General features: G+C 34.8%; 13 protein-coding genes. 11 read left to right on the forward strand and 2 right to left on the reverse strand.

Annotated features, from left to right (window positions below):
• Positions 1 to 26 precede the first annotated feature (26 nt).
• The 11 genes from WNY78_RS12755 (at position 27) to WNY78_RS12805 (ending at position 10939) form a co-directional block, all read left to right on the forward strand.
• Positions 27 to 434, forward strand: a complete 408-nt coding sequence (locus WNY78_RS12755) for a hotdog fold thioesterase (RefSeq protein ID WP_342873592.1) — start codon at positions 27 to 29, stop codon at positions 432 to 434.
• Positions 435 to 532: 98 nt separating this feature from the next.
• The gene (locus WNY78_RS12760) at positions 533 to 967 is read left to right on the forward strand and encodes a hypothetical protein (RefSeq protein WP_342873593.1); all 435 of its coding nucleotides are present in this window, start codon (positions 533 to 535) and stop codon (positions 965 to 967) included.
• Positions 964 to 2178, forward strand: a complete 1215-nt coding sequence (gene pcaF, locus WNY78_RS12765) for a 3-oxoadipyl-CoA thiolase (protein WP_342873594.1) — start codon at positions 964 to 966, stop codon at positions 2176 to 2178. Before WNY78_RS12760 ends, pcaF begins: the two co-directional genes overlap by 4 nt.
• A gap of 175 nt (positions 2179 to 2353) precedes the next feature.
• On the forward strand, positions 2354 to 4855 hold the full coding sequence (paaZ, locus tag WNY78_RS12770; RefSeq protein WP_342873640.1) for a phenylacetic acid degradation bifunctional protein PaaZ: 2502 nt from the start codon (positions 2354 to 2356) through the stop codon (positions 4853 to 4855).
• Between the two features lie 59 nt (positions 4856 to 4914).
• The gene (locus WNY78_RS12775) at positions 4915 to 5199 is read left to right on the forward strand and encodes a GIY-YIG nuclease family protein (protein WP_342873595.1); all 285 of its coding nucleotides are present in this window, start codon (positions 4915 to 4917) and stop codon (positions 5197 to 5199) included.
• Between the two features lie 53 nt (positions 5200 to 5252).
• Positions 5253 to 6005 carry an enoyl-CoA hydratase/isomerase family protein gene (locus WNY78_RS12780; protein ID WP_342873596.1) on the forward strand — a complete coding sequence of 251 codons (753 nt, stop codon included), beginning with the start codon at positions 5253 to 5255 and terminating at the stop codon, positions 6003 to 6005.
• On the forward strand, positions 6006 to 6344 hold the full coding sequence (locus WNY78_RS12785; RefSeq protein ID WP_342873597.1) for a n-acetylglutamate synthase: 339 nt from the start codon (positions 6006 to 6008) through the stop codon (positions 6342 to 6344).
• 1 nt (position 6345) lies between these two features.
• Complete coding sequence (locus WNY78_RS12790; RefSeq protein WP_342873598.1) at positions 6346 to 6942, forward strand: transferase hexapeptide repeat family protein; 597 nt, start codon at positions 6346 to 6348, stop codon at positions 6940 to 6942.
• A gap of 80 nt (positions 6943 to 7022) precedes the next feature.
• Complete coding sequence (locus WNY78_RS12795) at positions 7023 to 8336, forward strand: dihydrolipoamide acetyltransferase family protein (RefSeq protein WP_342873599.1); 1314 nt, start codon at positions 7023 to 7025, stop codon at positions 8334 to 8336.
• 113 nt (positions 8337 to 8449) lie between these two features.
• On the forward strand, positions 8450 to 10501 hold the full coding sequence (locus WNY78_RS12800) for a thiamine pyrophosphate-dependent enzyme (protein ID WP_342873600.1): 2052 nt from the start codon (positions 8450 to 8452) through the stop codon (positions 10499 to 10501).
• 69 nt (positions 10502 to 10570) lie between these two features.
• On the forward strand, positions 10571 to 10939 hold the full coding sequence (locus WNY78_RS12805; RefSeq protein WP_342873601.1) for a hypothetical protein: 369 nt from the start codon (positions 10571 to 10573) through the stop codon (positions 10937 to 10939).
• Between the two features lie 71 nt (positions 10940 to 11010).
• Here WNY78_RS12805 and WNY78_RS12810 read toward each other — a convergent pair whose 3' ends face one another.
• A complete protein-coding gene (locus WNY78_RS12810; RefSeq protein ID WP_342873602.1) occupies positions 11011 to 12687 on the reverse strand; it encodes a SulP family inorganic anion transporter in 1677 nt (558 codons plus the stop codon).
• Between the two features lie 124 nt (positions 12688 to 12811).
• Positions 12812 to 13363, reverse strand: a complete 552-nt coding sequence (locus WNY78_RS12815; RefSeq protein ID WP_342873603.1) for a DUF4136 domain-containing protein — start codon at positions 13361 to 13363, stop codon at positions 12812 to 12814.
• Between the last annotated feature and the right edge of the window lie 3 nt (positions 13364 to 13366).

Genomic DNA, 13366 nt, shown 5'->3' on the forward strand with positions numbered 1-13366 from the left:
GCAGGCTCGCAATGACAAAATAAAATATGAAAGGAGAACAAATTCCATACAAAATGCTTTCTCAAGACGCTTATAGTCAATGGTTGGGGATAGAAATTCTAGAATGTGAAATCGGACGATGTAAAGTCGGAATGACCATTAGAAAAGAAATGCTAAACAGCATGAATAAAGCACATGGTGGAATTAGTTATTCATTAGCAGATACAGCTTTCGGATTTGCAGCAAACACACATGGTAAATATGCAGTGTCTATCGAAACAAGTATTAACCATATTGAAGCATTATGCGAAGGCGATTATATCGTTGCAGAATCTGTTATAGAAACTGTAAAGAATAAATTAGGTTTCAATATTATTGAAGTAAAAAGAGAAGGCGAAATGGTAGCCTTATTTAAAGGAGTAGTTTATAGAACTCAAAAAGATTGGGAAGAATGAATAGGTTGATAATTATCTTATTTATAATAACGAATTCTGTTTTTGGTCAAAAACAAGAAAAGGATTCAAGGAATTTTGAATTGCTAGAATCATATACAATGGAAAACTACCTAGTTCCAGATTCTATATTATTCTATGCTGCTAATCATGTTGAAATGAGTTATCAATATGATTTAATTTTTAAAAGGATTAAGCGTAAAACTAAGAAAGAAAAAATCAAAACCGATTATACTTTTGAAAACCTTTTGGTTTCGAATAATTCGGATATGTTTTATAATTCAGAAACGATAGTTATTGAAAATAAAGGTTACGATATAGTATGCTTTTTTGATATAACTACAACTAGTGAAGAAGAAAAAAAATTCTGTAAAGATAAAGAGTGTGAATTTTTATTTTATGTCAAATTATTTGATACTGCTACTAATACAGTGTTGATGAAAAGAAAATATAAAGTTAGAACAGATACATTTTACTATACTGAAGCAAAAGAATTAGCAGATTTAATTATTAAAGAACTAGAGCTTATAAAATGAAAGAAGCATACATAATAGACGGAATTAGAACACCAATAGGAAACTACAAAGGCACACTATCTGCTGTTCGAACAGACGATTTAGGAGCATTAGTAATTTCCGAAGTCGTAAAAAGAAACCCAAACATTCCAAAAGAAGCCTATGATGATGTCATTATGGGTTGCGCTAACCAAGCAGGAGAAGACAATCGTAATGTTGCGAGAATGTCATCTCTGTTAGCAGGATTACCATTTACGGTTCCTGGAGAAACGGTAAATCGTTTATGTAGCTCAGGATTGTCAGCAATTATACACGCAAATCGCGCTATAAAAGCAGGTGATGGAGACCTATTTATCTCTGGAGGTGTGGAGAACATGACACGTGGACCATACGTGATTGCAAAACCTTCAACCGGATTTGGAGGCGACTCAAAAATGTATGATTCAACTTTTGGTTGGCGTTTTATCAATCCGAAAATGGAAAAACTATATGGCACTGACGGTATGGGAATGACTGCTGAAAATCTAGTTGAGAAATATGGTATCTCAAGAGAAGACCAAGATAAGTTCGCACTTTGGAGCCAGCAAAAGGCAACTAAAGCACAAGAAAACGGTCGCTTAGCGAAAGAGATCGTTACAGTAGAAATTCCACAACGTAAAAAAGACCCTATTCTTTTTTCAAAAGATGAATTTGTAAAACCAACAACCTCTTTAGAAGTTTTAGGGAAACTAAGAGCAGCATTTAAAAAAGATGGCGGAAGCGTAACAGCTGGAAATTCTTCAGGATTAAATGATGGAGCAGCTGCAACAATTATAGCATCAGAAGATGCAGTGAAAAAATATAACCTCAAGCCATTAGCAAGAATAGTAAGTTCTTCAGTTGTAGGCGTAGAACCAAGAATTATGGGAATTGGTCCAGTACAAGCTTCTAATAAAGCATTAGAAAAAGCAGGATTAACCATGGACGATATGGACGTGATTGAACTCAACGAAGCTTTTGCTGCACAAGCTTTAGCATGTACGAGAGCTTGGGGATTAGCAGATAACGATCCAAGATTAAATCCAAATGGAGGAGCTATTGCCATTGGTCATCCACTAGGTGTTACAGGTGCTAGAGTTGCGTATTCGGCAGCTTTAGAGTTGCAGGAGCAGAACAAGAAATATGCCTTGATTACGATGTGTATTGGTGTTGGTCAAGGTTATGCAGCGATTATTGAAAATGTGAATTTATAATATAGTTTGGGCGTTACCACAAGGGTCGCGCTTTCACTACTCGCTCTTTTTGAGAAAAACAAAAAGGAGCTCAAACAAACCGTTCAATCGCTAACGCACTTATTAACTAAGGTTAGTGATTAATTAAAGTTTTGTCATTCCTGCGCAGGCAGGAATCCACTATAAAGTAAAAATGATGAATAAAATACAACATTACGTTCAAGGACAATGGACAACAGGAAAAGAAGAAGGTACACCAATTCTAGATGCAGTTACAGGCGAAGCTTTTACAAGTGTTGCTATTGAAGGTTTAGACGTTCCTGAAATTCTTAACTACGGAAGAACCAAAGGTGGAGAAGTGCTTCGGAAAATGACATTTCAAGAACGTGGAAACATGCTTAAAAGTTTAGCGCTTTATCTTACCAAAAAGAAAAATGCGTTTTATGAACTAAGTTATAGAACAGGAGCAACCAAAGTAGATAGTTGGATTGATATTGAGGGTGGATTCGGAAACTTATTCGCAAATGCGTCATTACGTAAATTATTTCCTAATCAACCGTATCACGTAGAAGGTGACGCTATAGATTTATCTCGTGGTGGACGTTTTATGGCACATCATATTATGGTGCCTAAAAAAGGAGTTGCTGTTCATATTAATGCATTCAATTTTCCGGTTTGGGGAATGTTAGAAAAATGTGCGGTAAACTGGATGGCTGGAGTTCCTGCTGTAGTTTTACCAGCACCTTCGTCTTCTTATTTAGCAGAAGCTGTTGCCAAAGAAATTATAGCTTCAGGTATTTTACCAGAAGGTGCTCTGCAAATCATAAACGGAACCGTAAAAACAATTTTAGATACAGTAGAATCTCAAGACGTCGTCACGTTTACAGGTTCAGCACGAGTAGGACGTTTATTAAAAGCACACCCAAGATTAATTCAAGAATCAGTACCATTTACTATGGAAGCAGATTCTTTAAATGCATCTATCTTAGGAGAAGATGCGGTTCCTGGAACTCCTGAGTTTGATTTATTCATCAAAGAAGTTAGAAAAGAAATGACAGTGAAAGCTGGACAAAAATGTACTGCAATTCGTAGAATTATAGTGCCTGAGAATTTGGTTGAAGAGGTTCAAATTTCCCTCGGAAAAGCGCTAGACAAAGTAACTATTGGAGATCCACGACTTAAAGAAGTGAGAATGGGATCTTTGGTAAGTCATCAACAAGTGCAAGCAGTCAGAGATTCAGTAAATGATTTAGCTAAAGAAGCACAAATTGTCTATGGAAGTTTAGATGAAATAAACACTATAGGCGCAGATGCTAAAAAAGGCGCTTTTATTAGTCCGATTTTATTACGAGCAGATCATCCTTTTGAAAATACTATCGTTCACGAACGTGAAGCTTTTGGTCCAGTAAGTACAATAATGCCTTATAAAAATTTAGACGAAGCCATTACTTTAGCGCAAATGGGTAAAGGTTCATTAGTGTCTTCCATTGCAACAAATGACGATAAGATTGCCAAAGAGTATGTGGTAAATGCTGCAAGTCATCATGGAAGAATCATGGTGATTAATCGAGATATGGCTAAAGAAAGTACAGGTCATGGTTCGCCATTGCCATACTTAGTTCATGGTGGTCCAGGACGTGCTGGAGGAGGTGAAGAAATGGGAGGAATGCGTGGTATCAAACATTATTTGCAGCGCACAGCCATACAAGGTTCACCAACAACATTAACTGAAATTACTGGTATTTATCAACAAAACGCAAAATATAAGGAAGCAGAAATGCATCCATTTAAATACCATTGGGAAGACATTCAGCCAGGAATGTCTATGAAAACCCACAATCGTACATTTACAGATACAGACATCATTAATTTTTCAAACATTACTTGGGACCATTTCTATGCACATACAGATATTACCTCTTTAGATGGAAGTATTTTCGAGAAAAGAACTGCGCATGGGTATTTCATTATTTCTGCAGCAGCAGGACTATTTGTATACCCAAATAAAGGACCAGTGTCTGCGAATTACGGATTAGAAGAATGCAGATTTTTACGTCCATTATATCATAACGATACGATTTATGTAAGATTAACCTGTAAGCAAAAAGTAGATCGCGATGTTGCTTCCGCAGAACATCCTAGCGGAATTGTAAAATGGTATGCAGAAATTTTTGATGCTAACAACGATGAGAAAGTCGCTTTTGCAACGGTCTTAACTATGGTTCAGAAAAAGCAAGAAGTTTTTACTGAGATGACTGAAGATAAAATCAACGAATGTCTTTCAGCATTAAAAGAAGATGCAAAACCTAAATGGGGAATTATGACGCCTCAGCATATGATTGAGCATTTAGAATACACCTATAAAATCGCTTCAGGAGACATTCAGGATTTTGAAATTGCAACACCAGAAAAGATTTTAGAGAAGGTGCATAATAGTTTATGGAACTATGATAAGTTTCCTAAAAACTCTCAATTTCCACAATTGGAAAAAGACACTTTAGATCCATTGAAGCATCCAGATTTAGCTACAGCTATTGAAAAGTTTAAAGCACAAAGAGAAAAATATGTAGCGTTTTTTAAAGAAAATCCTGAGGCTAAATTAAAGAATCTAGTATTCGGTGAATTAAATAAATACGAATCGTATTTATTAGAGAGAAAACATTTGAATCATCACTTTGAACAATTCAATCTTTTATAAAAGATTGAATTGTTCAAAGTTCCCACGGAAGTGGGAATCTGATAAAATAAATTCATAGTATGAAACATTACATCTATATAATAACAAATAAAAAAGATGGCGTTTTATATATTGGAGAAGCAAAAAAATTAAAGAAAAGAATATATCAACATAAAAACAAAGTACATCCAACAACTTTTTCTGCAAGATATAGTTTAGATAAAATCGTTTATTATGAAGAATATCAAACAAAAGATGAAGCTAAATTAAGAGAAAAACGCTTGAAAAAATGGAATAGAGATTGGAAAATAGAATTAATAGAAAATACAAATCCTGATTGGAAGGATCTGTATGAAAATTTATAAAATTAAGACTAACAATAAAGAGATTCCCACTTTCGTGGGAACACATAAATGTGATGACAGAACCATACGTAAAACAAACCATAGAAAACGAAGTAGCTTACATAGAATTCTTCCATCCTGCACATAACTCCTTACCAGGAGATGTATTAGCAAAATTAGCCAATACAATAAAAGAAGCAGGAGAAAATGACGATATCAAAGTTATCGTATTAAAAAGTGGAGGAGATCGAACGTTTTGTGCAGGAGCAAGCTTTAAAGAATTAATCAATATCAATGATGCAGAGACAGGAAAAGTATTCTTTTCAGGATTTGCTAATGTAATCAACGCGATGCGTAAATGTCCGAAGTTTATCATCGGACGCATTCAAGGAAAAACCGTTGGAGGAGGAGTCGGACTTGCAGCTTCAACAGATTATTGTATGGCTTCGAAATTTGCAGCAATCAAATTGAGTGAATTAAATATTGGTATTGGGCCATTCGTCGTTGGGCCAGCAATTGAACGCAAAATGGGATTAAGTGCTATGTCACAAATAGCGATTGATGCTAATACATTTTATCCAGCAGAATGGGCAAAACAAAAAGGCTTATTCACGCAAGTATTCGAAAGTACAGAAGACTTAGATGAAGCTGTAAAAACAACAGCAGAACATTTATGTACATACAATGTTGAGGCGATGTTAGAAATGAAAAAAGTATTCTGGACAGGAACAAACGATTGGGATAACTTATTAGCAGAACGTGCTGCAACAAGTGGTAAACTTGTGTTAAGCGATTTTACAAAAGAAAAATTAAAAGGATTTAAATAGATGTTTAATTATAATGATAAAAAATTTAAGGCTGTAAAGAACACTGCTAATGGTGAGACTTCAGAGGAGACTATTTTTCATTATAAGCAAACAAAAAATATAGTAACTGCCACATATTCTGGAGGTCAAATTATAGAAGGTCATCTCATAGGATTAGTTTCCAAACATGGAGAAATAAATATGAGATATCATCAGGTGAATGTGAATGGAGATTTAATGTCAGGCGTATGCAAATCTACTCCGGAAATAGTTTCTAATGGAAAAATCAGATTACATGAAGAATGGCAATGGACCTCAGGAGACAAAAGTAAAGGCAATTCAATAATAGAAGAATTATAATATGATTTATAGTTTTAAAGGCTATACACCAGTCGTTCACGAATCTAGTTTCGTGCATCCATTGGCTGCTGTAACAGGAAATGTCATCATTGGTAAAAACTGTTACATTGGACCAGGAGCTGCTATTCGTGGAGATTGGGGACAAATTGTCTTAGAAGATGGTGTAAACGTGCAAGAAAACTGTACGGTTCATATGTTTCCAGGAAAATCAATCACGCTTAAAGAAAGCGCTCATATTGGTCATGGAGCCATTATTCATGGTGCAAATTTAGGCAGAAATTGTCTTATTGGTATGAATACTGTAATCATGGATGATGCCGAAATTGGAGACGAATCAATTGTTGGAGCAATGGCATTTGTGAAAGCTGAAACCAAAATACCAAAACGAAGTTTAGTCGTTGGTAATCCAGCCAAAGTGATTAAAGAAGTAAGTGATGAAATGATAGCATGGAAAACAAAAGGCACACAATTGTACCAACAGTTACCAGCAGATTGTCACCAAAGTTTAAAACAAGTAGAACCTTTAAGGACTATTCCAGAAAACATGAAAATTCAAGAAGGAGTCTATGACACTTTAAGAGATTTTATGAAGAAATAAAAATGTCATTCAGAGTGAAGCGATGAATCTCACTAGAGATTGCCACGCGCTTTGTCCTTACAATGATAGAAAATAATAATATGTCGAAATTCGAATTTAAAATGCCCAAATTGGGTGAAAGTATTACAGATGCAGCCATAATTACATGGTTCAAAAATGTTGGTGATTCTATAGAGGAGGATGAAATGCTTTTAGAAGTCGCTACAGATAAAGTAGATTCAGAGGTGCCTTCAACTGTTTCAGGAGTTATAGAAGAGATTTTATATAAAGCTAATGATGTTATCAAAATTGGTGAAACAATTGCTATCATCAAAACCGATGGCGAAGTTTCAGCATCTAAAAAGGCAACTAAAAAAATAGAAGCTAAACCTGAAGAAAAGAAAGTCGAAAAATCTAAAAAAATGCGGACTGTCATTCCGAGCGCAGTTGATGAATCTCAATCAAAGTCGTTTTCAGTTTCAAATAGCAATACTTTCTTTTCACCATTAATCATAAAAATTGCCAAAGAACATCATATCAGCTTTGAAGAATTAGCTAGAATTCCTGCAACAGGACATGAAGGAAGATTACGCAAAAGTGATGTGTTTCAATATATAGAGGAAGGTCGTCCGTATAAGTTTGCACAACCTGTTGCACAACAAGATCCAACAGCGTATCGCATTCCGCAATTAAACTTTGATAAAGGCAAAGGTAAAGTGATTGAAATGGATCGCATGCGTCAAATGATTGCAGATCACATGGTGTATTCTAAACATACTTCACCACACGTTACTGCTTATGTTGAAGCCGATTTGACCAACATGGTCAACTGGAGAAATGCAAACAAAGTCGCTTTCCAAGAAAAACATGGAGAGCGCTTAACGTTCACACCATTATTTGTAGAAGCAGTAGCTAAAGCTGTTAAAGATTTTCCAAATATAAATGCGTCTGTAGATGGAAATAACATCATTGTAAAAGAAGATATTAATATTGGTATGGCCACAGCTTTACCAAGTGGTAACTTAATTGTTCCAGTTGTTAGAAATGCAAATGCAAAAGACTTGAAAACTTTGGCAGCAAATGTTAATGAACTCGCTAATAAAGCAAGAGAAAATAATTTAAAAGCAGACGATATTCAAGGTAGTACATTTACAATTTCAAATGTTGGAACCTTCGGAAGCGTTATGGGAACTCCAATAATCAATCAGCCAGAAGTTGCCATTCTTGCTTTAGGAATCATCAAAAAACGACCAGAAGTTATCTCGACTGAAAAAGGCGATGAAATAGCCATTAGAAGTATGATGTACTTATCCTTATCATTTGACCATCGTGTTGTTGATGGTTTTTTAGGCGGAAGCTTTGTACGTCGTGTTGCAGATTACTTTGAGCAATTTGATGTAAATAGAGACATATAAAAATGTCATTACGAGGAGAGAAACGACATAGCAATCTCATATGAGATTCTTCGCTTTGCTCTGAATGACAAACAGTATAAATAAAAAGATACCTGCTTTCGCAGGCATTTAACATGAACAAAGACATATTAAAAAAAGGATTTTCAAAACTCTGTACAGCAAAAGCTATGACAGAATTATATGAAGCTAATTTTAAACAAGTTTCAAAATACGTGCATGCAACCTCTAGAGGTCATGAAGCGATTCAAATTGCTTTAGGAATGCAGTTATTGCCTCAAGATTATGCGTTTCCGTATTATAGAGATGATGCGATGTTATTGTCATTTGGTTTAGAACCATATGATCTAATGTTGCAATTATTAGCTAAAAAAGACGATCCGTTTTCTGCAGGAAGAACCTATTATTCACATCCTAGTTTAAAGGATGATGATAAGCCTAAAATTCCGCATCAATCCTCTGCAACAGGTATGCAAGCTATTCCTGCAACAGGAGTTGCTATGGGAATGCAGTATAAAGAACTACAAGGTTTAGATGATAAAACATTAAAAGATTTACCTTTTGTAGTTTGTAGTTTAGGAGATGCATCAGTAACCGAAGGTGAAATTGCTGAAGCTTTCCAAATGGCTGGTCTAAAACAAATGCCAATTTTGTATTTAGTTCAAGATAATGGTTGGGATATTAGTGCAAATGCTGCAGAAACAAGAGCACAAAATGCATTTGAGTATGCACAAGGGTTTCATGGTTTAGATGCTATTTCTATTGATGGAGCAAACTTTATAGAAAGTTATGAAGCGGTTGAGAAGGTTATTAATACAATTAGAACAGAACGTCGTCCATTTTTGGTGCATGCAAAAGTACCGTTATTAAATCACCATACATCTGGTGTGCGAATGGAATGGTATCGAGATGACTTAGAAGAAGCACGCTCTCGTGACCCTTATCCAGTTATTAAACAACAATTATTGGATAACGGATTTTCTTCGGAAGATATTGATAACATTGAAAATTCTGCGAAAGCAAAAGTGCAATCTGACTTTGAGAAAGCATTACAAGCAGAAGACCCAAAGCCTGAAGATTTATTTACTAACGATTTTGTACCTACGCCTATTTCCGAAGAAAAAGGAACAAGAGCACCAGAAGGCGCAGAAAAAGTAGTGATGGTAGATTGTGCACTGTTTGCCGTTGAAGAATTGATGAAAAAACACAAAGAATGTTTGCTTTACGGACAAGATGTTGGTGGACGACTTGGAGGTGTTTTTAGAGAAGCTGCAACATTAGCTCAAAAATTTGGAGATGATCGCGTGTTTAATACACCAATACAAGAAGCCTTCATTGTAGGTTCTACCGTTGGTATGAGTGCTGTTGGATTAAAACCAATTGTTGAGGTTCAGTTTGCAGATTATATATGGCCTGGATTAAATCAGTTGTTTACAGAAGTAAGTCGAAGTTGTTATTTATCTAACGGAAAATGGCCAGTAAGTATGATTCTTCGTGTACCAATTGGTGCTTATGGAAGTGGTGGACCATATCATTCGTCTTCCGTAGAAAGTGTCATCACTAATATTCGTGGAATTAAAATTGCGTATCCAAGTAATGGAGCCGATTTAAAAGGGTTGATGAAAGCAGCCTATTATGATCCAAATCCGGTTGTTATTTTAGAACATAAAGGTTTGTATTGGTCTAAAGTTCCAGGTACAAAAGGAGCAACATCTATTGAGCCAAGTGAAGATTATGTGTTGCCTTTTGGAAAAGCATGGGTATTACAAGAAATTTGGAAACAAGAGGACGTTGAAACCATGACTATTGTTACTTACGGAATGGGAGTGCATTGGGCTTATAATGCTTCGGGAGAATTAGGAATGCGAGATCAAATAGAAATTATTGATTTAAGAACTTTGTTTCCTTTAGATGAAGCAACCATAATGACATCTGTTAAGAAAACCGGAAAATGTTTGGTAGTAACCGAAGAGCCTTCAAACAATAGTTTTGCAAGAGCATTGGCTAGTAAAATACAAGAAGAATGTTTTAAATATTTAGATGCTCCAGTGATGACAATTGGTAGTGAGAATATGCCTGCTATACCTTTAAATTCTATTTTAGAAGAAACCATGATTCCTTCTACGGAAAAAGTTAAGGATAAGATTGAGCAGTTATTGAAATATTAAAAAATAATAAATTTTAATTTAATTCTTTGAATTTCGTATATTGAACCTTTAATTTATTAAACTATAACCATGAAAAAACTGTTAATATTAAGCGTCGCTTGTTTCTTGTTTGCTGGTAGTCAATTATCTTTTGCTCAATCAAAAGCAGATTCTCCAGCTTTAACGACTAGTACTACAATTAAAGAATCTGCAAAAGAGAAGACAAATGAAGTTGTAAATATGTTGCTAAGAACTGACAAATTAGATGAAGCGCAACAAAAGAAAATATATGAAATCTTTTCTTCCGTAGAAAAAAAGATGGCAGGAGTTGAGTCTATTACAGATTCTAGCATGAAGAGTGCTAAGAAAGCTAAGTTGCAAAAATATATTAATGAAAAATTGAAAAATGTTTTAACAGATTCACAATATCAGGTGTATCTAAAAAATATGCCTAAATAGTAAATTACTATTTTTAAATTCAATTAAAAAACAACCAGTCGATGACTTAATATAATCGGCTGGTTGTTTTTTTATATATTATATTCTGAAAGTGGTTTTGTAAATTTTTCAGGATCAGCTGCTAAGTGATATCTAGGATCATCAATAGCTTCGATAATAACTTCCTGAAACTTTGGACTAGCCTTAGTCATCAATAATTTGCAATCTTCACTAAGATGTTTCAGTTTTATAGATTTACCTTCTGCTTCATATTTATTTACTAAATTAAAGATGGCTTCTAAAGCAGAATGGTCACTTACACGAGATTCTACAAAATCAATTTCTACATTTTGCGGATCGTTTTTAACATCAAACTTACTATTGAAATTTTGAATAGAACCAAAGAACAAAGGTCCCCAAATTTCATAAGTTTTTGTACCATCTGGTTGCATGCGAGTACGAGCTCTAATCATCTTTGCATTTTTCCATGCAAATACTAAAGCAGAAATAATAACACCTGCAATAACAGCAATTGCTAAATCTTGCCAAACGGTAATTGCAGATACGGCAATAAGTACAATAGCATCAGATAAAGGGATTTTTCTAATAACCCTAAAACTACTCCAAGCAAACGTACCAATAACAACCATAAACATAACACCAATCAATGCAGCAATTGGGATTTGCTCAATTAAAGGAGCACCAAACAATACAAAGCAAAGTAGTGCAACTGCAGCTACAGCTCCAGATAAACGACCACGACCTCCAGAATCTACATTAATAATGGATTGACCAATCATAGCACATCCACCCATTCCTCCAAAGAATCCATTGAGCATATTGGCACTACCTTGTGCTATACATTCTCTGTTTCCGTTTCCTCTGGTTTCTGTCATTTCGTCGATAAGGTTTAATGTCATTAAAGATTCAATTAAACCTACAGCTGCAAGAATAAAAGCAGTTGAGAATATTAAATCCCAATGTCCAGCTATTGTTCCGAAGAGACCAAAAATTTGATCTTGAAATGTAGGTAAGCCTCCTTTTATACCTTCACCACCTTTTTCAACAACAAAAGAACCCACTGTACTTACGTCTATACCTCCAAAAATAGTGATACAAGCAACAACTAAGATAGCAACTAAAGCCGAAGGGACTTTCTTTGTAAGTTTAGGTAAACCAAACATGATTGCCATTGTTAATCCTATAAAAGCCATCATTTTCCAAAAGGTTCCATTTGAGAATAGAGCTGAAAACCATTCAGATGTATTGTCTAAAAATGAAATGTCTTGTGGAACTGCATTAGGAAACATTGTCAGTTGTGAAAGAAAAATAACAATAGCTAATCCATTAACAAATCCCATCATCACTGGATGTGGAATAAGACGTACAAATTTTCCTAATTTAAAAATACCAGCTAATATTTGAATTCCACCAACAAAAAGTAAAGTGATAAATAGCCATTGTAGACCAAGTAGTTCTATTGGAGTTTCTAAATTTACGCCAACTTCGTTTCCTTTTTGAATTAAATGAACCATTACAACAGCCATTGCTCCTGTGGCACCAGAAATCATTCCTGGACGACCTCCAAAAAGAGCTGTAACAATTCCCATCATAAAGGCACCATATAAACCAACTAATGGTGGAATACCTGCAACAAATGCAAATGCAACAGCCTCTGGAACTAGTGCTAATGCTACGGTTAATCCTGAAAGAATATCGTTTTTAGGATTTTGTGTGAAATTTTTTCTGGTAACTTGACCTAGTATCATAATTTACATCTCTTAAAAGTCGGCAAAGATAGTCTTTTAGAAATGAAGCGCAAATGGTAAGAGATAAACATAAAAAAAGCACCAACGTTAATATGTTGATGCTTTTAATTGTTGTCTTAGGAATTTATTTTTCTTCTAAAATTGGAGGATATTTTTCCATAATTTTAGAAACAAATTCATTTATTTTAGCTTCTTTTTTCTCAACGCTTCTGCTACTTAAGAGTCCAGTTCCCATACCTTGCCAAACTAATTCTTTTTTATTAGCATCTATAAGATCGATATATAGGGTTCCTTCTGTTCTTGTAGTTACTGATGTGTTGTTATAGTTGTTCCAATACCAAGGATTCCAGCCCCAACCATAACCGTAAGCGCCATAGCCATTGTTATAAATATTAACACGTTCTCTAGATTTTGTGAAAATACTAACTAGTAAATCTGGGTTTTCAGATTTTGTAAACCCTTGTGCTAAAAGCTCAGTTTCAACAGCACGTAGAATCCTACGTTTATCAAGATCACTAATTTCTGCTTTGTCAATTCCTGTTTTGAAAAAGGCAAAAGTTTTGAAATTATCAAAATTTGCTTCTTTATCATAATCTGCGGCAACTTTTACAGAACTGCATGAAGTGATTAAGAGCGTCATAACCACTATTGGTAATAATTGTATTAATTTTTTCATTCT

The sequence above is a fragment of the Psychroserpens sp. AS72 genome (genome assembly GCF_038900375.1).
In the GTDB taxonomy this organism is placed as follows: domain Bacteria; phylum Bacteroidota; class Bacteroidia; order Flavobacteriales; family Flavobacteriaceae; genus Psychroserpens.